The organism is Streptomyces sp. NPDC002181 (genome assembly GCF_042890485.1).
Taxonomy (GTDB): domain Bacteria; phylum Actinomycetota; class Actinomycetes; order Streptomycetales; family Streptomycetaceae; genus Streptomyces.
Map to the genome: position 1 here is coordinate 248,760 of NZ_JBIASC010000011.1, position 21,744 is coordinate 270,503.

At 72.2% G+C, this 21,744-nt stretch carries 20 protein-coding genes; 10 read left to right on the forward strand and 10 right to left on the reverse strand.

All coding sequences use genetic code 11. The features are described 5' to 3' along the window. Positions 1–125: 125 nt before the first annotated feature. Positions 126–1,343 carry a PLP-dependent aminotransferase family protein gene (locus ACFYXV_RS25640; RefSeq protein WP_389384129.1) on the forward strand — a complete coding sequence of 406 codons (1,218 nt, stop codon included), beginning with the start codon at positions 126–128 and terminating at the stop codon, positions 1,341–1,343. 14 nt (positions 1,344–1,357) lie between these two features. Here the strand turns inward: ACFYXV_RS25640 and ACFYXV_RS25645 are convergent, their stop codons facing one another. Next, complete coding sequence (locus ACFYXV_RS25645) at positions 1,358–2,206, reverse strand: helix-turn-helix domain-containing protein (RefSeq protein ID WP_389384130.1); 849 nt, start codon at positions 2,204–2,206, stop codon at positions 1,358–1,360. A 560-nt stretch (positions 2,207–2,766) separates the two neighbouring features. On the opposite strand from ACFYXV_RS25645, the gene ACFYXV_RS25650 reads away from it, so the two are divergent. Next, a complete protein-coding gene (locus ACFYXV_RS25650; RefSeq protein ID WP_385474891.1) occupies positions 2,767–3,549 on the forward strand; it encodes an SDR family oxidoreductase in 783 nt (260 codons plus the stop codon). A 49-nt stretch (positions 3,550–3,598) separates the two neighbouring features. Then, complete coding sequence (locus tag ACFYXV_RS25655; protein ID WP_389384131.1) at positions 3,599–6,163, forward strand: bifunctional FO biosynthesis protein CofGH; 2,565 nt, start codon at positions 3,599–3,601, stop codon at positions 6,161–6,163. 76 nt (positions 6,164–6,239) lie between these two features. Here the strand turns inward: ACFYXV_RS25655 and ACFYXV_RS25660 are convergent, their stop codons facing one another. After that, positions 6,240–7,334: a tyrosine-protein phosphatase gene (locus ACFYXV_RS25660; protein WP_389384132.1), complete on the reverse strand. Its 1,095-nt coding sequence runs from the start codon at positions 7,332–7,334 to the stop codon at positions 6,240–6,242. Between the two features lie 530 nt (positions 7,335–7,864). Between ACFYXV_RS25660 and ACFYXV_RS25665 the strand changes: the two genes are divergently transcribed. The 4 genes from ACFYXV_RS25665 to ACFYXV_RS25680 all read left to right on the forward strand — a co-directional run bounded on the left by ACFYXV_RS25665 (position 7,865) and on the right by ACFYXV_RS25680 (position 10,783). Further along, entirely contained in the window at positions 7,865–9,061 is a 1,197-nt protein-coding gene (locus ACFYXV_RS25665; RefSeq protein WP_389384153.1) for an ADP-ribosylglycohydrolase family protein, read from the forward strand. Between the two features lie 73 nt (positions 9,062–9,134). Beyond that, a complete protein-coding gene (locus ACFYXV_RS25670; RefSeq protein WP_389384133.1) occupies positions 9,135–9,995 on the forward strand; it encodes a TIGR03619 family F420-dependent LLM class oxidoreductase in 861 nt (286 codons plus the stop codon). A 60-nt stretch (positions 9,996–10,055) separates the two neighbouring features. Further along, the gene (locus tag ACFYXV_RS25675; RefSeq protein ID WP_385474883.1) at positions 10,056–10,301 is read left to right on the forward strand and encodes a hypothetical protein; all 246 of its coding nucleotides are present in this window, start codon (positions 10,056–10,058) and stop codon (positions 10,299–10,301) included. Next, complete coding sequence (locus ACFYXV_RS25680; RefSeq protein WP_385474881.1) at positions 10,298–10,783, forward strand: hypothetical protein; 486 nt, start codon at positions 10,298–10,300, stop codon at positions 10,781–10,783. Before ACFYXV_RS25675 ends, ACFYXV_RS25680 begins: the two co-directional genes overlap by 4 nt. 71 nt (positions 10,784–10,854) lie before the next feature. Here ACFYXV_RS25680 and ACFYXV_RS25685 read toward each other — a convergent pair whose 3' ends face one another. Next, positions 10,855–11,331, reverse strand: coding sequence for a hypothetical protein (locus tag ACFYXV_RS25685; protein WP_389384134.1), 477 nt, complete (start codon positions 11,329–11,331; stop codon positions 10,855–10,857). Next, positions 11,328–11,780, reverse strand: a complete 453-nt coding sequence (locus ACFYXV_RS25690) for an ATP-binding protein (RefSeq protein WP_389384135.1) — start codon at positions 11,778–11,780, stop codon at positions 11,328–11,330. Before ACFYXV_RS25690 ends, ACFYXV_RS25685 begins: the two co-directional genes overlap by 4 nt. A gap of 174 nt (positions 11,781–11,954) precedes the next feature. Between ACFYXV_RS25690 and ACFYXV_RS25695 the strand changes: the two genes are divergently transcribed. Both ACFYXV_RS25695 and ACFYXV_RS25700 read left to right on the forward strand, forming a co-directional pair. Next, positions 11,955–12,791 (forward strand): Scr1 family TA system antitoxin-like transcriptional regulator, encoded by an 837-nt coding sequence (locus ACFYXV_RS25695; RefSeq protein ID WP_385474877.1) that lies wholly within the window; start codon positions 11,955–11,957, stop codon positions 12,789–12,791. Beyond that, positions 12,788–13,033 (forward strand): DUF397 domain-containing protein, encoded by a 246-nt coding sequence (locus tag ACFYXV_RS25700; RefSeq protein ID WP_385474876.1) that lies wholly within the window; start codon positions 12,788–12,790, stop codon positions 13,031–13,033. The genes ACFYXV_RS25695 and ACFYXV_RS25700 overlap by 4 nt, the downstream gene beginning before the upstream one ends. 309 nt (positions 13,034–13,342) lie before the next feature. Here ACFYXV_RS25700 and ACFYXV_RS25705 read toward each other — a convergent pair whose 3' ends face one another. Then, positions 13,343–14,260, reverse strand: coding sequence for an alpha/beta hydrolase (locus ACFYXV_RS25705; protein ID WP_389384136.1), 918 nt, complete (start codon positions 14,258–14,260; stop codon positions 13,343–13,345). A 108-nt stretch (positions 14,261–14,368) separates the two neighbouring features. Between ACFYXV_RS25705 and ACFYXV_RS25710 the strand changes: the two genes are divergently transcribed. Further along, a complete protein-coding gene (locus ACFYXV_RS25710; protein WP_385474872.1) occupies positions 14,369–14,815 on the forward strand; it encodes a MarR family winged helix-turn-helix transcriptional regulator in 447 nt (148 codons plus the stop codon). A 444-nt stretch (positions 14,816–15,259) separates the two neighbouring features. Here the strand turns inward: ACFYXV_RS25710 and ACFYXV_RS25715 are convergent, their stop codons facing one another. From ACFYXV_RS25715 to ACFYXV_RS25735, 5 genes are all read right to left on the reverse strand, one after another. Then, entirely contained in the window at positions 15,260–16,054 is a 795-nt protein-coding gene (locus tag ACFYXV_RS25715) for a DUF4239 domain-containing protein (RefSeq protein ID WP_389384154.1), read from the reverse strand. A 76-nt stretch (positions 16,055–16,130) separates the two neighbouring features. After that, the gene (locus ACFYXV_RS25720; RefSeq protein WP_385474871.1) at positions 16,131–16,424 is read right to left on the reverse strand and encodes a hypothetical protein; all 294 of its coding nucleotides are present in this window, start codon (positions 16,422–16,424) and stop codon (positions 16,131–16,133) included. Between the two features lie 135 nt (positions 16,425–16,559). Then, positions 16,560–18,149 (reverse strand): APC family permease, encoded by a 1,590-nt coding sequence (locus tag ACFYXV_RS25725; RefSeq protein ID WP_385474869.1) that lies wholly within the window; start codon positions 18,147–18,149, stop codon positions 16,560–16,562. Positions 18,150–18,402: 253 nt separating this feature from the next. Then, the gene (locus ACFYXV_RS25730; protein ID WP_385474867.1) at positions 18,403–19,875 is read right to left on the reverse strand and encodes an aldehyde dehydrogenase family protein; all 1,473 of its coding nucleotides are present in this window, start codon (positions 19,873–19,875) and stop codon (positions 18,403–18,405) included. Beyond that, the gene (locus ACFYXV_RS25735; protein WP_389384137.1) at positions 19,872–21,611 is read right to left on the reverse strand and encodes an amidohydrolase family protein; all 1,740 of its coding nucleotides are present in this window, start codon (positions 21,609–21,611) and stop codon (positions 19,872–19,874) included. Before ACFYXV_RS25735 ends, ACFYXV_RS25730 begins: the two co-directional genes overlap by 4 nt. Between the last annotated feature and the right edge of the window lie 133 nt (positions 21,612–21,744).

Here is a 21,744-nt window from a genome sequence, read left to right on the forward strand (position 1 = left end):
AGGGTCTAGCTGATGTGGCGTCAGATGACGAGACCCCGGGGCGCGTTCCACTCCCTGACACATAGGTGCTGTCTACATGCTTCCGCGTCTAGGATGCGCGCACCCGCCTCCCCCGAAGGAGCAGCATGTACGCGACCACCGCCCTCCCCCCGCCCGCGTTCGCCGCCCGCGCCACGGCCGTCGCCGGGTCCCCCATCCGCGAGATCCTCGCCCTCACCGCACGCCCGGGGGTGATCTCCTTCGCCGGCGGCCTGCCCGCGCCCGAGCTCTTCGACACGGAGGGCCTGCGGGCCGCGTACGACGCCGCCTTCGCGGAATCCGCCCCCCGGGCGCTCCAGTACTCGACCACCGAGGGCGCGCCGGAGCTGCGCGAGGCGGTGGCCGCGCGGGTGACGGCCCGGGGGCTGAAGACCGGAGCGGACGACCTGGTGGTCACCACGGGCTCCCAGCAGGCCCTCACCCTGATCACCTCGACGCTGGTGGAACCGGGCGACGCCGTCCTCGTCGAGAACCCCACGTACCTGGCGGCCCTCCAGTGCTTCGGCCTGGCCGGGGCGCGGGTCATACCCGTGCCCTGCGACGGGGAGGGCATGCTGCCCGACGAGCTGGAGGAGATCGTGGCCCGGGAGCGGCCGAAGCTCCTGTACTCGGTGCCCACGTTCCAGAACCCGACCGGGCGCACCCTGCCGGGCGCACGGCGGGCGGCGGTGGCGGAGATCGCGGCCCGGCGCGGGCTGTGGCTGGTGGAGGACGACCCGTACGGGGAGCTCCGGTTCGAGGGGGCGGAGGTCCCGTGGCTCGCGGCGCATCCGGGGGCGGAGGACCGTACGGCGCTTCTCGGGAGCTTCTCGAAGGTCATGGCCCCGGGGCTGCGGCTGGGCTGGCTGCGGGCGCCGGAGGCGCTGCGGCGGGCTGCGGCGGTGGCCAAGCAGGCGGCGGACCTGCACACCTCGACCGTGGACCAGCTGGCGGCGGCCCACTATCTGCGGACCGCCGACCTCGACGCCCACGTCGCCACGGTCCGCACGGCCTACCGGGAACGGCGCGACGCGCTGCTGGCGGCTCTGGGCGCGGCCCTGCCGGAGGGCTCGGAGTGGAACCGCCCCGAGGGCGGCATGTTCGTGTGGGCCCGCCTGCCCGAGGGCCACGACGCGGGCGCCCTGCTGCCGGCGGCGATCTCCCGCGGCGTGGCCTTCGTCCCCGGCGCCCCCTTCCACACGGGCACCCCGGACCCCCGCACCCTGCGCCTGTCGTTCACGACGCACACCCCGGCCGAGATCGCGGAGGGGCTTGCCCGGCTGGCCGACGCGGTGGCGGCCCACTCCCCCGACGCCGCCGCGTAGCGGGCACCTTCGGGCTAGGCGGCCCTTCGCCCCTCGGCCGTGCAGTCGCCGCAGCGGCGCCCGGGGGTCGGGGCGCGGAAGGCGCGTTCGCAGCCGTCGCAGGTCTGGAAGGGGTGAACGAGCCGGTCGGGCGGCGGCGTGGTGACGGGCCCCCGGTCGCGTTCGGGCAGCGGGGGCGGGATGGCGGCGCGCAGCCGGTAGGCGATCAGCCCGGCCGGATTGCGCAGGTCGTACGGTACGTCCGCGGTGAGGGCGCGGCGTACGGCCTCGGGCGCGGCCCCGCGGTCCAGCCACTCCACGAGCGCGGGCGCGAGCCGCTCGACGTCCCGCTCGGCGAGCAGCAGGCGCGGTTCGCGGGTCCGCAGCCCGGCCAGCAGCTCCCGGGCCGCCCGCAGGACGGCCCGGGCGCACCCCGGGTCCCGTACGGGATCACCCGGCGGTTCGGTGCCGGACACCGGCTCCGGCGCGGGTGCGGGTGCGGGTGCGGGTGTGGACGCACGCGGTTCGGGGTCGGCGCTCGGCGGCCCCGGTTCCGGGTCCGGCCCCGGTTCCGGGTCCGGTGGCTCCGGGTCCGGGTCGCGCTCCGGCGGGGCATCTGCCGGCGGGGTGTCCGCCAGGGGCAGGTTGTACGACACGGTGCGGGTGACCACCTTGCCGTCGACCGTCCGCAGGCGCGTGCGGCACAGGAAGCCGGCCGCCTCCAGCTCCCGCAGCGCCCGCCCGATGCGGTGCTCGGTCTCGGGGAAGCGCTCGGCCAGGGCCCGGATGCTGACCTGGGCGCCCTCGGGCAGCGACTGGATGTGGAGGGCGGTGCCGATCGCCAGGAGCGACAACTGCCCGTGCTGGGCGAGCCGGTTGCTCACGACCGTGAAGTCGCCCCTGAGGGGGACATTGGTGTGCCTGACGCCGGAAACGCCACCGGATCGGGCGGTTCCGCGCGGAGCGCGGGGTGATGCGGGCAGGGCCCGGCTAAGCTTCTGGAAAGCCATTGGGAAGCTGTTCTCTTCCTCGTGGATCAGGCCCCCGGCCGGGATTGCAGTCCCGCCGGGGGCCGTCTCATGTTCTGGAGTTGTCGCGGCGAGCATATGCCAGCCAACCCCACGCGAATCCAGTCGAGTTGGACAGATTCACCCATCCGAGCGATTGCGGTCGAACAGGGAGGCTGGAGGGGGTTGGTCTGGTTCTTTCCCCCGGTTCTTTGGTCTTTGGCCACGTGCCGAACCGCCCCTCCCGGCACCGCCACGCACCTTCGCCAGACCCGGCCCGAACAGCGGCGTTACGCCGATCGAACGACGGCGAAACGCTTCGGCCCGGGCCTCCGCACACACACGGGACGGGTCCGGTCCGCCCCCTTCCCTCCTCGGCACCACCCCCGTAATCTGACGCACCGTCACGTACAGGGCCGGCGCCGGGAGGCACGCGCATGCTGCTGCAAGGGAAGACCGTCATCGTCTCCGGCGTCGGGGCCGGGCTCGGACACCAGGTGGCCGCCGCCGTCGTACGGGACGGCGGGAACGCCGTCCTCGGCGCGCGCACCGAGGCCAATCTCGCCAAGTCCGCCGCCGAGATCGACCCCGACGGCCGGCACACCGCCCACCTGTCCACCGACATATCGGACGAGGCGCAGTGCGCGGCCCTCGCCGCCCTCGCGCAGGAGCGGTTCGGCGGGATCGACGCCGTCGTGCACGTCGCCGCCTGGGACTCCTACTTCGGCGGGCTCGAAGACGCCGACTTCGGGACCTGGCAGCAGATCCTCGACGTCAACCTGCTCGGCACCCTGCGCATGACCCGGGCCTGCCTGCCCGCCCTCAAGGAGGGCGGCGGATCCGTCGTCATCATCGGGACGCAGTCCGCCGTCGCCGCGCCCAACGAGGTGCAGCAGGCCGCGTACGCCGCCTCCAAGGGGGCGCTCACCTCCGCCATGTACTCGATGGCCCGCGAGCTCGGCCCGCACCGGATCCGGGTCAACACCGTTCTCCCCGGCTGGATGTGGGGGCCGCCCGTCCAGGCCTTCGTCACCTTCACCGCGCACACCGAAGGCGTCCCCGAAGCCGAGGTGCACGCCCGGCTCACAGAGCGCATGGCGCTGCCCGACCTGGCCACCGACGGGGACGTCGCCGACGCCGCCGCCTTCCTCGCCTCCGACCGGGCACGGGCGATAACCGGCCAGTCCCTGCTGGTCAACGCCGGTGAGCTGATGCGATGAGCCCCCTGCGCCACCTCACGGTGGGGATGTCGGCTCGTATGCTCACCGCATGACGACTCCGACCGAAAACGCGATGCGCCGCGCGCTCAGGCGAGCCCGCGACGGCGTCGCGCTCGACGCGACCGAGGCGGCCGTACTCCTCCAGGCGCGCGGCGACGACCTCGAAGACCTCGCCGCCTCCGCCGCCCGGGTCCGCGACGCCGGCCTCGCGGCCGCCGGGCGGCCCGGCGTCATCACGTACTCGAAGAGCGTCTTCATCCCCCTCACCCGCCTGTGCCGCGACAAGTGCCACTACTGCACGTTCGCCACCGTCCCCGGCAAGCTCCGGCGGGCCGGCCACGGGATGTTCATGTCCCCCGACGAGGTGCTCGACATCGCCCGCCGGGGCGCCGCGCTGGGCTGCAAGGAAGCGCTCATCACGCTCGGCGACAAGCCCGAGGACCGCTGGCCCGAGGCCCGCGAGTGGCTGGAGGCGGCGGGCTACAGCGACACCATCTCGTACGTGCGGGCCATCTCCATCCTGATCCTGGAGGAGACCGGACTCCTCCCGCACCTGAACCCCGGCGTGATGTCCTGGGCCGACTTCCAGCGGCTCAAGCCCGTCGCGCCCTCGATGGGCATGATGCTGGAGACCACGGCCACCCGCCTGTGGTCGGAGCCCGGCGGCCCGCACCACGGCTCCCCCGACAAGGAGCCGGCCGTACGCCTGCGCGTGCTGGAGGACGCCGGACGCTCCTCCGTGCCCTTCACCTCCGGGCTGCTCATCGGGATCGGGGAGACCTGCGAGGAGCGCGCCGAGTCACTCTTCGCGCTGCGCCGCGTGGCGCGCTCGTACCACGGCGTGCAGGAGCTGATCATCCAGAACTTCCGCGCCAAGCCGGACACGGCGATGCGCGGCATGCCCGACGCCGAACTCGACGACCTCGTCGCCACGGTCGCCGTCGCCCGGCACATCATGGGCCCCTCCGGCTGCATCCAGGCCCCGCCGAACCTGGTCGACGGGGAGTACGCGCGCCTGATCGGCGCCGGCATCGACGACTGGGGCGGCGTCTCGCCGCTGACCCCCGACCACGTGAACCCCGAGCGGCCGTGGCCGCAGATCGACGCACTGGCCGAGCAGTCCGCGGCGGCCGGCTTCGAGCTGCGCGAGCGGCTGTGCGTGTACCCGGAGTTCGTGCAGCGCGGCGAACCGTGGCTGGACCCGCGGCTGCTGCCGCACGTACGGGCGCTGGCCGATCCGCAGACGGGCCTCGCGAACCCGGACGCCGAGGTCGTCGGGCACCCCTGGCAGGAGCCGGAGGAGGGGTTCGGCTCGTACGGGCGCACCGATCTGCACGCCACCATCGACACCGAGGGCCGCACCGGGGACCGGCGCGAGGACTTCGACGACGTCTACGGGGACTGGGAGGCGCTGCGCGAGGCGGCCGCCCCCGGCATGGTCCCCCAGCGCATCGACACCGACGTGCGGGCGGCGCTCGCCCAGGCCGCCGACGATCCGACGAAGCTGACCGACGACCAGGCCCTCGCCCTGCTGCACGCGGACGGGCCGGCGCTCGACGCGCTGTGCCGGATCGCGGACGACCTGCGCAAGTCGGTGGTGGGCGACGAGGTCACGTACATCGTCACCCGGAACATCAACTTCACGAACGTCTGCTACACCGGCTGCCGCTTCTGCGCCTTCGCGCAGCGCCGCACGGACGCCGACGCGTACACGCTGTCGCTGGACCAGGTCGCCGACCGGGCCGCCCAGGCCTGGGACGTGGGCGCGGTCGAGGTGTGCATGCAGGGCGGCATCCACCCGGACCTGCCGGGGACGGCGTACTTCGACATCGCGCGCGCGGTGAAGAAGCGGGTGCCGGGGATGCACGTGCACGCGTTCTCGCCGATGGAAGTCGTCAACGGGGCGACGCGGACGGGGATGTCCGTACGGGAGTGGCTGACGGCGGCCAAGGAGGCCGGACTGGACTCCATCCCGGGTACGGCGGCGGAGATCCTGGACGACGAGGTCCGCTGGGTGCTGACCAAGGGCAAGCTGCCGACGGCGGACTGGATCGACGTCATCACGACGGCGCACGAGCTGGGGATCCGCTCCTCGTCGACCATGATGTACGGGCACGTGGACCAGCCGCGGCACTGGCTGGGGCACTTCCGCACGCTGGCGCGGATCCAGCAGCAGACCGGCGGTTTCACGGAGTTCGTGACGCTGCCGTTCATCCACACCAACGCGCCGGTGTACCTGGCGGGCATCGCCCGGCCCGGTCCGACGGTCCGCGACAACCGCGCGGTGACGGCGATGGCCAGGATCCTGCTGCACCCGCACATCACCAACATCCAGACGAGCTGGGTGAAGCTGGGTGCGGAGGGCGCGGCCGAGATGCTGCGCTCCGGGGCCAACGACCTCGGCGGGACGCTGATGGAGGAGACCATCTCCCGTATGGCGGGGTCGAGTTACGGCTCGTACAAGTCCGTACGGGACCTCATCGCGGTCGCGGAGGCCGCGGGCCGGCCCGCGAAGGCCCGGACGACGCTGTACGGGGAGGTGCCGCAGGAGCGGCAGCAGGCGGCGCGCGCCTCGGACGGTCACCTGCCGGAGCTGCTGCCGGTGCTCGACTGAGAGCCGTACGCCCGAAGGGGCCCGGCCGGGATCGTTTCCCGGCCGGGCCCCTTCGCCGTTCCCTCCGGCCGGTGGATCAGCCGACGAGGAGGTCCTTCTTGAGCTGCTTCAGCTCGCGGGAGTCGACGCCGAGCCCGTCCTTGAGGTAGCGGTCGAAGGTGCCGTACTTGGCCTTGACCTCGTCGTAGCCGGAGTTCAGGTACTCGGCGCGGACGTCGAGCATCGGCTTGTAGACGGCGGCCTGCGGGGCCGGCAGGTGCGACAGGACCGCGTCGTTGGCGGCCTTGCGGTAGTCGTTGCTGGCCAGGTAGTCGGCCATGACGGTGTCGCCCGGTACGCCGAGGGCGGTCAGCAGGGCGGCGTTCGCCCAGCCGGTGCGGTCCTTGCCGGCGGTGCAGTGGAAGAGGACGGCGCGGTCACGGTCGCGCTCCAGGCCCTCGAAGACCTGATCGTAGGCCTTCTTGCCACCCTCGCCGCTGACCATCGCCTTTTCGGCGTCGACCATGGCCTTGACGGCCTCGTCGGGGGACTTGGGCAGAACCTGGAAGGAGCCGGAGCCCGCGAAGACGTCGGCGACGGTGTACTTGGCGCCGGCCGGGACCTTGTCGGGGGCGGTGGCGCGCTCGCTCTCCATGCGGAGGTCGAAGACGTTCTTGACGCGCAGGCGCTGGAGCTTGGCCAGGTCGGCGGCGGTCAGCTTGTCGAGGGCGTCGGAGCGGTAGACCTCGCCCATCTTGACCCACTGGCCGGTGGTGGTGCGGTAGCCGCCCGCGTCGCGGAAGTTGACCGCGCCTTCGAGCGTGATGAGGCGGTCGGCGAGGCGCAGGCCCTCCCCGCGGTCGGGCTTGAAGTCGAACCACTGGCGGTCGGCGGCGGGCAGGCCGGAGACCACGGCGGTGCCCTGCGCGCCGCCCTTGGCGACGACCTTGCCGTTCGCCTTGATCTCGACCCGCTTGACGCCCTGGGCCTTCCACTTCAGCGTGAACCGGCCGTCCGCGCCGGCGGTGACGGTGGCCTCGGTGAAGGGTATGGAGGTGGTGCGGCTGTGGTGGTTGCTCCAGGGGAGGTCCCAGCCGGTGGAGGCCGAGGCGGCGGTGGCGGCGGGGGCTGCGACCAGGGAAGCGGTGAGCGCGGAGGCGACGACGGTCGCGGCGAGGAGTGCCTTCTTCATGCCCTTGAGGCTGTTGGCCGTCGGATAACTGTGCATGAACGAGACATGGCCGAAACCGGCCAGCTCCAAGGCGAGTGGCAAAACGTGCCACTTATCGATCAAGGGTCGCCACCTGGACTTCTGTCGACCGGTTCAGACCGGATGTGATCGAGATGTCGAAGGAACGACCTACGGATTCCAGCCGTTCCGTGCGTACATGAGGCTTGCTGGACGCCCCGGTTCCGGATTCGATCAGACGTGTCCATTACAGTGCGCGCCAGAGCATGCCGGGGCGGGGCAGGGGGATCGCGATGGACGACACGACGACCGAGAAGCACTCCGTGCCGCCGAGTCCCGGCGCCGAAACCGGTGCGGGGACCGGTGCGGGGACCGGTGCGGTGGCCGGTGCGGTGGCCGGTGCGGGAACCAGCACGGTGGCCGGCACGGCGGCCGGTGCGGGGACCGGCGCTGGTACCGGTACGGCAACCGGCACCGGCACAGGCACCGGCGCCGGCCCGCGCCCGGTGGGCGGCGCCGCGGCCGCGGCCGGGATCGCGGCCCGGGTCGGCGGAGCCCGCCCTGCGGCACAGCCCGGCGGGACGCTCGGCGGGCGGACCCGCGTCGTCGCCGGTCTCTGGGGCCGGGCCGAGCAACAGGACTTCCGCAGCCGCGTCCGCGGGGCGCTCCTCGGATCCGCCGTCGGCGACGCCCTCGGCGCCCCCGTGGCCGGACTCTCCCTCGAAGCCATCCGCGAAGCCCACGGCCCGCAGGGCCTGGCCGACCCCGCCCCGGGCCCGCAGGGCCCCCGCGGCACGGTCACCGCCGCCACCCAGCTCACCCTGTTCACCGTGGACGGGCTGATCCGTGCCCACGTACGCCGGGACACCGGCGCCTGGCACCCGCCGACCGACATCCACCGCGCGTACCTGCGCTGGGCCGCCACCCAGCACGACTGGGGCCCCGACGAGCGCCGTACGGAGAACGGCTGGCTCGCGCGGCAGGAGTGGCTCTACGCCCGCCGCGGCCCCGACCGCGCCTGCCTGACCGGCTTCGCCGACGACACGCTCGGCACCCTCGACCAGCCCAAGAACCCCGACGCCCGCGACGCGGCCGCGGCCACCCGCTCCGCCCCCTTCGGCCTGCTCGTCGGCTGGGAGCCCGGGCTCGTCCTCCAACTCTCCACCGAGTGCGCGGCACAGAGCCACGGCCACCCCGCCGCGTACCTCGCCGCCGGCGCCTTCGCCGTCATCGTCCACGGCCTGACCCGCGGCGACTCCCTCGACGCGGCCGTACAGCGCTCCCTCGGCCTGCTCGGCGCCCGCCCCGGCCATCAGGCCGTCACCGACGCCCTCCAGCGGGCACTGGCGGCCGTCCCCCAGGGGACGCCCTCCGCGAGCACGGTGTCGGCCCTGGGCAGCAGCGGCGAGGGACCCGGCGCCGCCGAGAACGCCCTCGCCGTCGCCGTCTACTGCGCGCTCGTCGCCGAGGACGTCCCGCACGGTCTGCGCCTCGCCGTCAACCACGGCGGCGACTCCTGCGCCGCCGGCGCCCTCTGCGGGGCCCTGCTCGGCGCCCTGCACGGTGAGACCGCCCTCCCCGGCGCCTGGCTCGCCGGCCTCGAAGGCCGCGCCACCCTCCTGGAACTCGCCGACGACTTCGCCCTGGAAATGACCCAGGGACCCTCCCTGCACGGCCCGAAGGTCCCCTCCACCGGCTGGCAGACCCGCTATCCCGTCGGCAAGACCTGACGCCCCCTCAACAATCGCGCGCGCAGGCCGTAGCGTGGCCCTCCATCGAAGAGCCACGGAGGTGCCCCCAGCCATGCGGATCGCCACGACCATCTTCCTGACGGACCACACGATCTCCCCCGTCCGCCTCGCCCGAGCCCTGGAGGAGCGCGGGTTCGCCGGGCTCTACCTCCCCGAGCACACCCACATCCCGGTCGCCCGCGACACCGCCGCCCCCATGGGCGGCGACCTCCCCGAGATGTACGGGCGCACCCTCGACCCCTTCGTCGCCCTCGGTCAGGCCTCCGCCGTGACCGAACGCCTCGCGCTCGGCACCGGCATCACCCTCGTCACCCAGCACGACCCCATCGCCCTCGCGAAGCAGGTCGCCACCCTCGACCACCTCTCCGGCGGCCGCTTCACCCTCGGGATCGGCTACGGCTGGAACGTCGAGGAAGCCGCCGACCACGGCGTCGAGTGGCGCACGCGGCGCGAACTGGTCAGGGACCGGATGGCCCTGATGCGCGCCCTGTGGGCTCCGGAACCCACCGCTCACGTCGGCGAGTTCTGCTCCGTACAGGCCAGCCAGGCCCACCCCAAGCCGGTCCAGGCCCCGCGCGAACTCGGCCCCGGCCACCCCCTCCACGGACCCCGCACCCTGATCGGCGGCGCGGCCGGCCCGAAGCTCTTCGCGGCCATCGCCGACCACGCCGACGGCTGGCTCCCCATCGGCGGGGGCGGCCTGACCGAATCGCTGCCGGTGCTGCGCCAGGTCTGGGAGACCGCGGGCCGCGACCCCAAGAGCCTCCAGGTGGTTCCGTACGCGGTCCACCCGAACCCGGGCAAGCTCGCCCACTACGCGGACCTCGGCATCGAGGAGGTCGTCCTCCAGCTCCCGTCCGAGCGGGAGCCGGAGATCCTGCGCATCCTGGACGACTTCGCGCAGTACCTCTAATTCGTTCGACGCGGGGACACGGCCGGTCCGACGATGGCCCCCGAAAGGGGGCTGATCCACATGCCGGGCCAGCAGAAGCGCAAGCGAAGCAGGGAACGTGCCCACCGCCGGGCGGCGGCCGTACCGGGACACTGGGAACCGCTGTTCTCGACGCAGGTGCACGCGGAGCTGAAGGAGTACGTCCGCCGCCTCCACACCGAGCGCGACCTCGACCCCGAGTGCGTGCGGATCGACCAGTTCTGCGGCCGCCTCACCCACCCGACGAGCTACCGGGTCAGCGTCTTCGTCCCGGAGGGCGCCGCGTGAGCTTCCGGTGGGAGAGCGTCCCGGCCGGCGTCCGCGAACAGGCCGACGGGTACGTCCTCCAGGACCGGTACATGTACGCGGTCCGGGCGGTCTGGGAGGCCGGACGCGTCTCCGGGCTGGGCCTCAGGGAGGCCCAGGACCTGGTCGCCGCCCGCTACGCGCACTTCGGCGACCGGGTGGCCCGTACCCCCGACTCCCCCGTCGACCTCGACTCCCTGGCGGCCCGAGCCGCCGGGTTCCCCGGGCGCGTGGTGGCGGTGGAGGCCGTCTGGGACGGGGACACCGTCCACGACTGGTTCGTGGAGCTGCTGGCCGTCACCGAAGCCCCGGCCGGGCAGCACCACCTGGCCACCGTCCACCGGGCCACGGCCGCCGCGGTGGCCACCCGCGCCGGCACGGCCCTGGCCGACCACCTGGGAGTCCCCTTCCACTTCCCGAGCCCGGACCAGCCGACCTACGAAGCCCCCCGCCGGCGCCCCTGAAGCCCTGCACCGACCGGACCGCGCTTACCGCCTGTCGGTGGCTCGCGGGTGCCCGGTACCTCGACCTGCCGTCATGCGACACCTCGCGGATCGGGTACCGGCCCGTAGTCGGCATCGTGGTCCCTGGACAGCGCGTCGAGCAGCTCGGGGTCGGAGTGGATTTCGGCCGTGTGCTGCCACGCGATGAGCAGCTGGGCCACGGAGGCGCTGTTGCCGATGGAGTCCGCAGCCCGCATGGTGTCGACCAGCTCGACGGCGAACGCATGGACATCGGGCTCGGGCAGGAAGCGCACCCAGGGAAACGCATCCGGCAGTATGTCGAGGAGCAGCTCCGTGCTGCCGCGCTCCCGCCGCGCCATCGCGGCCAACATCCGGGTGGCGGCCGACACCACGGTCTGATCCTGCTCCGCTCTCGCCGCGGTGGTGAGGACCAGGTCCTCACCGTCTCTGCGGTGCAGGAGCAGCCGCGGCGATTCCTTGAGTCGGGCGAGCGTCTTCTTGTTCTTGTTCACCAGTTCGGAGAAGTTCACAGCGTTCTCGGCGGTCACAACTTTGAAAGTACTTCGAAATCATCCCGGCAGCCGCCATCACCCACATGAGGGGCCCAGGCCGTCCTGACGGTCAGCTCCGCCCAGACCGTCTTGCCGATCACGCGGTCGGTGACGCCCCAGTCGGCGGCGACGGCGTCGACGATCCGCAGGCCGCGACCGCCCTCGGCCTGGTCCGCGTGCGGCTGCAGCGCGGGCCGCCGCTCCCGGCGGGCGTCGGACACCTCGATCCGCAGCACGCCCTGGAGAAGCGTGAGCTTGAGTTCGAAGTCCCGGCCGGCGGCATTCCCGTGGATGACGGCGTTGGCGGTGAACTCGGCGACGATCCGCTCCGCGTCCTCCGACAGCGGGCTGCGGTGCGGGATCCCCCAGTCGTGCAGCTCGACCATGGCGAGACACCGCGCCAGGCGGGCCCCGCGCCGGGTGCTGCTGAAACGCTGAGTGAACACGCGTGCGGGGGTCTGGGGGCAGGCAGAGGGTGCAGAGGGTGCGGTCATGGGAGCAACGTGCCGGGTGAGGGGGGCAGTTCCCAGAAAGTCGACCGCTACTTTTCAACTGTACGAGTTCACGCTCTGGACAGTGGCGGTCACCGCCCGTGAACCTGAACGCGGGAGGTGACCGCGATGGTGAGTCACGAAGAGAGCGGCGACGGCGAGGTCGAGCCGGACAGCGACCTGCGGAACTTCGGGGAGACCGTGAAGGCCTTCCGCAAACGCGCGGGACTCACACAGGAACAACTGGCCGAGCACGTCCGGTACTCGGTCCAGTACGTCGGCTCGGTCGAGCAGGGCCGGCGGCACCCGTCGGTGAAGTTCGTGAGCCGCTCGGAGGAGGCGCTGGACGCGTTCGGGGTGATCCGCATCGCGGCGAAGCAGCTGCAACGACGACGGGGGCTCGCCTCATGGTTCAGGCGGTGGGCTGAACTGGAGGACGTCGCCGTCGCGCTCAATACGTACGAGTGCAGGTCGATTCCGGGGCTGTTACAGACGGAGGCCTATGGGCGGGCGCAGATCGACAACGTTCCGCCGTTGATCACTCCGGGCGAGGCCGAGGCCCGCATAGCGGCCCGCGCCGAACGACAGAAGCTACTGGTGCGCATGCCGTACATCGCTTTCAGTTTCATCATCGAACAGGCGGTGATCGAGCGCCGGATCGGCGGAGCGGAGGCCACGAGGGAGCTGATCGACCACCTGCTGGAGTGCGCGAAACTACCCAACGTCGACATCCAGATCATGCCGACGATCCAGCCTCTCCACGCAGGCACCGATGGCCCCTTCCGGCTCATCGAAACCGAGGACAACGAGTGGCTGGGCTACAGCGAAGGGCAGAAGACGGGCGTCGTCATCTCAGACGCAAAAGCCATCAGCGTGCTCCATCAGCGGTATGCCAAACTTCGTATCCAGGCCCTCAACCCCGCCGATAGCGCGGGCCTGTTGATGCGAATGCGAGGATCCCTGTGAACAGCTCACCGTTGCGATGGTTCAAGAGCAGCTACAGCGGCAGCGAGGGCGACGACTGCGTGGAGATCGCCCTCCCCTGGCACAAGTCGACGTACAGCGGCAGCGAGGGCGACAGCTGCGTCGAGGTCGCCGCGTGCGCCGACGCCGTCCACATCCGGGACTCGAAGGTGACGGCCGGGCCCGAGCTGGCGGTCGCGCCCACGGCCTGGGCCGCGTTCCTGGGCGGGGTCACCGGGGCCTGAGCTCCGGCCGGGCGGCGTCAGAGGGAGTCCGGGGGTTTCCCGGCAGTCCACTGTCCTTCCGTGTCGGTCCGGGCCCTCAAGGGCGCTCCCTGCGGTCGCGTCGCTGCGCGATGGCCTTCGGCCACCCTTGACCGACCGCCCCGCCCCGGAACGCCACAAGACTGCCGGGAAGCCCCCGAAGGAACGGTCAGGGGGACGGTCATCCACATGCCCGCGTCAGGGACGCGGATCCCGCCACCCTGTTCAGCCCCCTACCCGCACCCGGCAGCGATGAGATGCCCATGCAGCCCGGGGTGACGCGACAGATCGCTACGCGCTCCTCTCGGCTCGGCGTCCGCCGGCCGTCCGGGGCTGATGGGCGGTGAGGAAGCGGGCGGCGCGGTCGAGTGCGGCGTCCGCCTCGTCGAGGCGGCCGTAGTGGTGCTGGAAGACATGTGGGAGACCGGGGAGGACTTCGAGGGTGACCTCGACGCCGTCGGCGCCCGCGCGGCCGGCCAGCCGGACCGCGTCGTCGAGGAGCAGCTCGTTCGCCCCGGCCTGCACGAGGAGTGGGGGCAGTCCGGTGAGGTCGGCGAACACCGGGCTGGCCAGGGGATGCGCCCTGTCGCCCGCACCGACGTAGAGGTCGGCGTAGGCGCGCACGTCGGCCTCGGTGAATATGGGGTCTGCGCCCTCCTTGGAACGGATGCTTGCGCCGGAGAGCGTGAGGTCGACCCAGGGGGAGAAGACGACCACGGCGGCCGGTTGCGGCAGCCCGGCCTCCCGGGCGGCGAGCAGCGTGGCGATGCTCAGTCCGCCGCCGGCCGAGTCGCCGGCCATGACGAGGTCTCGCGGGTCGGTCGACTCCAGCAGCTCGCGGTAGGCGGCGAGCCCGTCGTCGACGGCTGCGGGGAAGGGGTGCTCGGGCGCCAGGCGGTAGTCCACCGACGTCGCGCGCAGTCCGGCGCGGCGGGCCAGCTCACCGACCAGACCTGCGTGGGTGTCCGGGGAGCCGACGATGTAGCCGCCGCCGTGCAGGTAGAGCAGGCGCCCGGAGGCTTCGGCCGGCTCCAGCTCCAGGGCCGGCCGCCCGCCCAGGACGGTCCTGCGGGTGACCACGCCCTCCGGCGCGGGACGGGTGGCGGCTGCGGCGAAGCCGCTGCGCTGCTCCTCGGGAGTGGGCGGCACCTCACTGCGCGGGAGGGAACGGAGTATGGCGTCCAAGGCATCGCGCTGCTGTCGGGACATGGGGGCCTCCACGGGTCGGGGTGCGAGGATGGATTCCTTGGAATCCATCTACCGATCCCAACCGGATTCCAAGGAAGATGATTCCCAGGAATCTATTGGAAGGCCAATGTGAGCCACGTCACTTCGATCTTCACTGATCTGGTCCGCGTCGAGACACGGCTGTACAACGCGGTGAACAACCGGCTGCAAGCCGAACGAGGGCTGAGCCTCGGACAGTTCGAGTTCCTGGAGATCATCGACCGCGTGCCGGGGTGCCGCGTGCTCGACATCGTGGGTGAAGTGGCAATCACCGTGGGGGCCGTCAGCAAGGCGGTCGACCGGCTGGTGGCTGCGGGCTGGTGCCTGCGGGTCGCACATCCCCAGGACCGCCGTTCGTCCGTACTCCGCCTCACGTCCGAGGGTGAGACGCAGCTGTCCGCCGCCCGTCCCGTCGTCGAGAGCGAACTCGCCTCACTGACCGCGACGGTTGCCCCTGACGACCTGGCCCGCATCGCCTCGACCCTGGCCACCCTTCGGACAAACCTGGAGGCCGGCTCAACCGGCCGGCAGGGATGAGGATCCAGCAGCCCGCAGACGCCGACATGGCCATCCGTGGATGACGTCTGGGCGGCCCATGTCCGGCCACAGGCGGTCGTCGGACGCTGAGACGTGAGGAGCGCGTAGCGATCTGACGCGCCCCGACGTCATGGCCGGGCTCCGTGGCCCTGGAGGGTGATGGCGGCCTGCGAAGGGCGCCGACCGGCATCGCTGACGCGGCCGTCCCTGCCCGGTATCCTCCCGGCCATTCCTTCGGGGGCTTCCCGGCAGTCTTGTGGCATTCCGGGGCGGGGCGGTCGGTCAAGGGTGGCCGAAGGCCATCGCGCAGCGACGCGACCGCAGGGAGCGCCCTTGACGGACCGACCCGACACGGAAGGACAGTGGACTGCCGGGACGCCCCCGGACACACCACCGACCCCGGGTCGACGAGTCCCGCCCCCCGAAGCCCCCACCCCACCCGTCCTACCCCGCCCGCCAGAACTGGGACAGGGCCGCCTCCTTGTACGGGGCCGGGCTCACGCTCAGGTCGCCCGCGAAGGGGCGGTCCAGGGCCATCACCAGCAGCAGGCTGAAACCGATCAGACCCGCCACCGCCGAGACGAACAGCAGCTGCATCTTCAGGCTGCGCAGGCCGAACAGGAACGTGAGCGGGAGGATCACGAGGGCGCCCCCGTACACCAGCACCTGGAGCAGCACCGGCAGGGAGGTCTCCGCCATCGTGATGCGGGCGCGGCGCTGCGCCGCGACGTCGTTGAGGCGGCCCACCGCCTCCTCGTAGAAGGTCTCGTTGCGGGTTCCGGAGGGCTCGTACGCCTGGAACGCCCGGTACAGCCCGTGCGTCTGCTCGGCGGTCGCTTCGTAGCTGGGGCGGCCGTCGCGCATCATCGGCCACTGGACCTCGACGACGGCGTGCACGTAGTCGCCCACCGCCCGCTCCACGCGGGCGCGTTCGGCGGGCGGGAAGGACTCGGCGCTGCGGACGACGAGGGCGAGGTCGGTGGCCTCGGTGGCGACGACGGTCTGGGTGCTCTCCAGCTGGGTCCAGAGCGTGACGACGACGAAGGCGAGGATGATCCCGTAGATCGCGCCGAACATGCCGAGGGCCACGCCGACCATCTCGTTGTGCTCGCCGCCGGCCAGGTGCGGGAAGCGGCGGCGGGAGGCCAGGCTGCCGCCGACGGCGAGGGCGACGAAGCCGCCGACGAGGAGGATGCCGAGGGTGAACGTGCTGAAGGTGTTGAGCAGCCACAGGATCATGGCCTGCTCAACGACCGACACTTCCTGAGGGCCCGCCGCGCCGGGCCGCGGTCAACGGCGGGGGTCAACGGCCGCGTCAGCGCACCGACGGGGCCTTCGGGAGCCCGTCGATGGCGTTGCCCGCGCCCGCGAGGGAGGTGTCGGTGGCGTGGGTGGCGGCGCCGGCGGCGGAGGTGGTCACGGCCAGGGCCGTCTTCGTGTCCTCCACCGCCTGGCCGGGGTGGTTGGCGATGTCGGTGATGCGCTTGGTGACGGGCTGCCCCTCGATGGTCGGGCCCGTCGTGTCGGCGTGGGCGGCGAGGGGGGTCAGGGCGAGGGCGGCGCCGCTGGTCAGGACCAGGGCGGCGAGGCGGCGCTTCATGGGGTTCATGCCGTACCCAACGACCCGCCGCCACCCAGGGTCACCACCCGGCCCCCCTGGGGGTGACGCCCGGTGTTGGGTCCGCGGCCCGGATCGGGGGGATCGGTCCGGGCCGCGGGGGGACTTCTCCAGTGTGCGGCGGGGTCAGTCTTCGACCACCAGGGCCGGGGTGGACTTTGTCAGGATCTCCCCGCGGAAGAAGGCCGGGCTGCGGCGCTGCGTGACCAGCATGATCACCAGGCCGAGGGCCAGGAGGCCGACGCCGATGACGAAGACGCTGCCGACGCCGAGGACGGTGGAGCCGGAGCCGTACGACGGGTTCCACATGTCGATCAGGGTCTTGAGGAAGACTGCGGCGAGCAGGAGTCCGCCGAGGACCGGGAAGACGCCCTTGAAGAACAGGTCGCGGGCGGAGCGGCGCAGCTCGCCGCGGAAGTACCAGGCGCAGGCGAAGGCAGTCAGCGAGTAGTAGAAGCAGATCATCAGGCCGAGCGCGAAGATCGTGTCGGTCAGGACGTTCTCGCTGACGAGGGTCATCACGGTGTAGAACGCGCCGGTCGCGACGCCCGCCATGACGGTGGCGCGGCCCGGGGTCTTGAAGCGCGGGTGGACCTTGGCGTAGGAGGCCGGCAGGGCCTCGTACGTGGACATGGCCAGGACCGTGCGGGCGACCGGGATGAACGTGGTCTGCAGCGAGGCGGTCGCCGAGGCGAGGACGGCGACGAAGAGCAGGATGCCGAGCGCCGGGCCCATGACGGGGCCGGCGAGGGCGGCGAAGACGTTGCCGGAGGTCTCCGGGTTGCCGAGGCCGAGGCCGGACGTGCCGGAGCCGACGGCCATCTGGGCGGCGATGCCGGTGGCCAGGTACGAGCCGACCAGGACGACCATCGCGATGAGCGAGGCGCGGCCGGGGGTCTTGGCGGAGCCGGTGGTCTCCTCGTTGGTGGCCAGGCAGGCGTCCCAGCCCCAGTACATGAAGATCGAGAGGGAGAGTCCGGCGGTGAAGGCGCCCATGGACTCGACCGCGAAGGGGTTCATCCACTGCCAGGAGAAGTCCAGGCCGGTGTCGAAGGTGCCGGCCGAGGCCTTCTGGAGGGCCATCGCGACGAAGAGGGCGAGGACCGCGAGCTGGAGTCCGACGAGGGTGTACTGGACGCCCTTGGTGGCGGTCATGCCGCGGTAGCTGATGGCGGTCGCCGCGGCGATCAGGGTGAGGCAGGTGGCGATGTGGACGAGCTTGTCGTCGTCCAGGGCCGCGATCGACGGATTGCCGGTGATCTCTCCGGCCAGCAGCCAGAAGTACGAGGTGGCGACGCCGGCCAGGTTGGAGAGCACGATGATCGTGGCGATCACCAGGCCCCAGCCGCACATCCAGCCGATCCGCGGGCCGAAGGCCTTCACGGTCCAGGTGAAGGAGGTGCCGCAGTCCGGTACGGCCTTGTTGAGCTCGCGGTACGCGAAGGCGACGAGGAGCATCGGCAGGAAGCCGGCCAGGAAGACCGCCGGCATCTGGACGCCGACCTCGCCGGCGGTGGAGCCGAGGGTCGAGGTGAGGCAGTAGACGGGGGCGACGGTGGAGATGCCGATGACGGCACTGCCCACCAGGCCCACGGAGCCCTTGCCGAGGCCCTTGCCGCGCACGTCGCCGTTGCCGTCGCCGCCCTCGCCGTCCCCGCCGCCGGCGACGCCGCTCACCGTGTCTCCGACCCGAGGCCGTACGTCCAGCTGTGTCATGGGTCGAGACGTTAGAGGCTGCGTTTTCCATATCCGGACGGATTGGGTCCGAGCGGCTACCGGCGGGAACACCTTCGAATCCAGAGCATGCGGCAGTTCATTAACACTTAATGCAAGGTTCATGCGCGCGTCCGCCCCCTGCTCAACAGGGAGCGGACAGTCCGTTCCGGAATGCGGAAACCGCAGCAGTACCCCTTTTATGCCGGTTTGAACTTTCCCCTGTGACCTGGGTCTCAGCCCGCCCGGACTCCCCTCACGTCGTCCAGACGATCGACTGCATCTCGCTGTACGCGTGCAGCGCGTACGAGCCCACGTCCCGCCCGACGCCCGAGCGCTTGAAGCCGCCGAACGGGGCCTCCATGTTCCGGCCGATCGTGTTCACGCCGACCCCGCCCGCCCGCAGCCGCCGCGCCACCCGGAAGGCGCGCGCCGCGTCCCCGGACCACACGTAGCTCAGCAGCCCGAAATCGCTGTCGTTGGCGAGGCGGACCGCCTCCTCCTCGTCCCCGTCGAAGGGCACGACCACGACCACCGGCCCGAAGATCTCCTCCCGGACCACCCGCATGTCGTTCGTGCAGTCCACCAGCAGCGTCGGCGCCACGTAGAAGCCGCGGCCGTCCCCGACCACCGGCCGCTCGCCGCCGTACGCGATCCGCGCGCCCTCCTTGCGGCCGAGCTCCACGTACGACTCCACCCGGTCCCGGTGCGCCGCCGAGATCACCGGGCCCACCACCGTCCCCGCCGCCGCCGGATCGCCGACCTTCATGAAGGCCAGGTAGCCGGTCAGCTTCTCCACCAGCCGCTCGTACACCGACCGGTGCACGATCACCCGGGTCGGAGCCGTGCAGATCTGGCCGGAGTAGAAGGAGAAGGTGGTGCCGATCCCCATCACTGCCGCGTCCAGGTCGGCGTCCCCGAAGACGATCGCCGCGCCCTTGCCGCCCAGCTCCATCAGCTGCCGCTTCATCGAGCGGCCGCAGACCTCCGCGATGCGCTGCCCGACGCCCGTGGAGCCGGTGAACGACACCATGTCCACGTACGGCGAGTCCACCGCGGCCTCGCCGACCTCGACCGACGCACCGCAGACCACGTTCACCACGCCGGCCGGGGCGCCCGCCTCGTGCAGGGCCTCGGCCATCTTGAACACCGACAGCGGATCCTGCGGAGCCGGCTTCACCACCACCGTGTTGCCCATGGCCAGCGCCGGGGCCACCTTGCCCGCCGGGTTCGCCCACGGGTTGTTGTACGAGGTGATGCAGGTGACCACGCCGACCGGCTGGCGCACCTCCAGCGCCCCCAGGATGCTCGCCTTCCCCATCGGCCCGGCCTCGGTGACCTGCGGGGGAAGCCCGCGCTCCACCGGTTCCAGGGCGCCCTTCGCGTACCGCCGGAAGCGCGCGACCCCGACCCCGACCTGCATCCCGCGCGCGATCCCGGTCGGCGCGCCCGTCTCGGCGCGGGCGAGGGCCGACCACGGCTCGTACTCGCGCTGCATGATGTCCGCGGCCCGGTCCAGGACGGCCGCCCGCTCCTCGGGACTCGTACGGGACCAGGTCCCGAAGGCCTCCGCCGCCGCGCGCGCCGCCTCCTCGACCTGGGCGCGCGAGGCCTCGGGCGCGAGCCCGACCACCGATTCGTCGGCCGGGCCGATCACCTCGTAGTGGCCGGCGTCCGGCTCCACCCACTCGCCACCGATGTACAGCTTCTGCGCCGCGGGCCCGCTCATCGCGTGCTCACCGTCCTCGTGTCGCGGCCCGAGCGCAGGACGATCCCGGGGATCGCCCCCGTGACCTCGTCCTCGCGGATGGTCTCCACGCCGTTGACGCGCACGGACACGATCCCGATCGCGCGGGCGTCCAGGCGCGGGCTGTCGCCCGGCAGGTCGTGGACGAGGGTGGCCGGGCCCGCCTCGATCCGCTCCGGATCGAAGAGGACGAGGTCCGCGTGGAAGCCCTCGGCGATCCGGCCGCGCTCGCGCAGCCCGAACAGCTGCGCCGGATCGTCGGTGAGCATCTTCACCGCCTGCTCCAGCGGCACCAGCTTGCGCCCGCGCAGGCAGTCCCCGAGGAAGCGGGTCGTGTACGGGGCCCCGCACATGCGGTCCAGGTGCGCGCCCGCGTCGGAGCCGCCGAGCATGACGTCCTCGTGCTGCCAGGTTTCGGCGCGCAGGGCCCAGCTCGCCGGGTCGTTGTCGGTGGGCATCGGCCAGAGCACCGTGCGCAGGTCGTCGTTGGCGCAGATCTCGACCAGGCAGTGGAAGGGGTCCTGGCCGCGTTCGGCGGCGATGTCGTTCACGACGCGGCCGGACAGGCCCTCGTTCTCCTTGCTGTACGTGTCCCCGATGACATAGCGGCCGAAGTTGGCCAGGCGCCGGAAGACCCCGGCCTCCTTGCTGTCGGCGCGGCGCAGCATCTCCGCCCGTACGCCGGCGTCGCGCAGCTTCGCGATCCGCTCGGGCACGGGCAGGCCGAGGACCTCTCCCCAGCCCGGGATCAGGTTCAGCGCGCAGAAGGTGCCGAGCGACATGTTCATGGGGGTGAGGATCGGCATGGTCAGCGCGACGATGCGGCCGCCCGCCTTGCGGGCCCGCTCGCTCGGTATGAGCTGGCGCGGGACCCGTTCGGGGACGGCGGCATCGATGGTGAGGACGTTCCAGTTCAGGGGGCGGCCGGCGGCGGCGCTCATGTCGACGAAGAGGTCGATCTCCTCGTCGGCGAACTGGTCGAGGCAGCCCGCGACGATCGCTTCGAGCTGGGTGCCCTCGTGTTCGGAGACGGCCTTCGACAGCGCGAGCAGTTCGTCGGGCTTGGCGTGGCGGGAGGCGACGGGGGCGCCGTCCCCGTCGGAGTGGGTGGCGGACTGGGTGGTGGACAGGCCCCAGGCGCCCGCGTTCATGGCGTCGTGGAAGAGGTCGAGCATCTGCTGCATCTGCTCGGGGGTGGGCTGTCCGCCGACGGCGTCCGCGCCCATGACGTGGCGGCGCAGCGCGCAGTGGCCCACCATGAAGCCGGCGTTGACGGCGATCCGGCCCTCCAGGGCGTCGAGGTACTCGCCGAAGCCGGACCAGGTCCAGTCGACACCCTCCTCCAGGGCCTTGAGGGCCATGCCCTCGACCTTGCTCATCATGCGCCGGGTGTAGTCGGCGTCCTCGGGGCGGTCGGGGTGCAGCGGGGCGAGGGTGAACCCGCAGTTGCCGCCGGCGACGGTCGTGACGCCGTGGTTCATGGAGGGGGTCGCGTACGGGTCCCAGAAGAGCTGGGCGTCGTAGTGCGTGTGGGGGTCGACGAAGCCCGGGCACAGGACGAGCCCGGTGGCGTCCTCGGTGGTCCGGGCCTCCTCCGTGACCGTGCCGGGCGCGCCGATGACGGTGATCCGCCCGTCGCGCAGGCCGACGTCCGCCACGCGGGCGGGGGCGCCGGTGCCGTCGACGACGGTGGCTCCCTTGATCAGGTGGTCGAGCATGACGTCCCCTCTGCCGGTGTTCGTGTCGCTGGCCTTCGCCCGGGGGCCGCGCCGCCCGCCCCGGGTCGTACGCGCGCCCCGGGTGTGCGCGCCCCGGTCGTCCGCGCGCCCCGATGTGCGCGCCCCGGACGTC

What these genes read in the sequence shown, in the direction of transcription:
- ACFYXV_RS25640 (WP_389384129.1), top strand. Translation starts at nt 126, where the DNA reads ATGTACGCGACCACCGCCCTCCCCCCGCCCGCGTTCGCCGCCCGCGCC.
- ACFYXV_RS25650 (WP_385474891.1), top strand. Translation starts at nt 2,767, where the DNA reads ATGCTGCTGCAAGGGAAGACCGTCATCGTCTCCGGCGTCGGGGCCGGG.
- ACFYXV_RS25655 (WP_389384131.1), top strand. Translation starts at nt 3,599, where the DNA reads ATGACGACTCCGACCGAAAACGCGATGCGCCGCGCGCTCAGGCGAGCC.
- ACFYXV_RS25660 (WP_389384132.1), bottom strand. Translation starts at nt 7,334, where the DNA reads ATGAAGAAGGCACTCCTCGCCGCGACCGTCGTCGCCTCCGCGCTCACC.
- ACFYXV_RS25670 (WP_389384133.1), top strand. Translation starts at nt 9,135, where the DNA reads ATGCGGATCGCCACGACCATCTTCCTGACGGACCACACGATCTCCCCC.
- ACFYXV_RS25675 (WP_385474883.1), top strand. Translation starts at nt 10,056, where the DNA reads ATGCCGGGCCAGCAGAAGCGCAAGCGAAGCAGGGAACGTGCCCACCGC.
- ACFYXV_RS25695 (WP_385474877.1), top strand. Translation starts at nt 11,955, where the DNA reads ATGGTGAGTCACGAAGAGAGCGGCGACGGCGAGGTCGAGCCGGACAGC.
- ACFYXV_RS25705 (WP_389384136.1), bottom strand. Translation starts at nt 14,260, where the DNA reads ATGTCCCGACAGCAGCGCGATGCCTTGGACGCCATACTCCGTTCCCTC.
- ACFYXV_RS25715 (WP_389384154.1), bottom strand. Translation starts at nt 16,054, where the DNA reads ATGATCCTGTGGCTGCTCAACACCTTCAGCACGTTCACCCTCGGCATC.
- ACFYXV_RS25720 (WP_385474871.1), bottom strand. Translation starts at nt 16,424, where the DNA reads ATGAACCCCATGAAGCGCCGCCTCGCCGCCCTGGTCCTGACCAGCGGC.
- ACFYXV_RS25725 (WP_385474869.1), bottom strand. Translation starts at nt 18,149, where the DNA reads ATGACACAGCTGGACGTACGGCCTCGGGTCGGAGACACGGTGAGCGGC.
- ACFYXV_RS25730 (WP_385474867.1), bottom strand. Translation starts at nt 19,875, where the DNA reads ATGAGCGGGCCCGCGGCGCAGAAGCTGTACATCGGTGGCGAGTGGGTG.
- ACFYXV_RS25735 (WP_389384137.1), bottom strand. Translation starts at nt 21,611, where the DNA reads ATGCTCGACCACCTGATCAAGGGAGCCACCGTCGTCGACGGCACCGGC.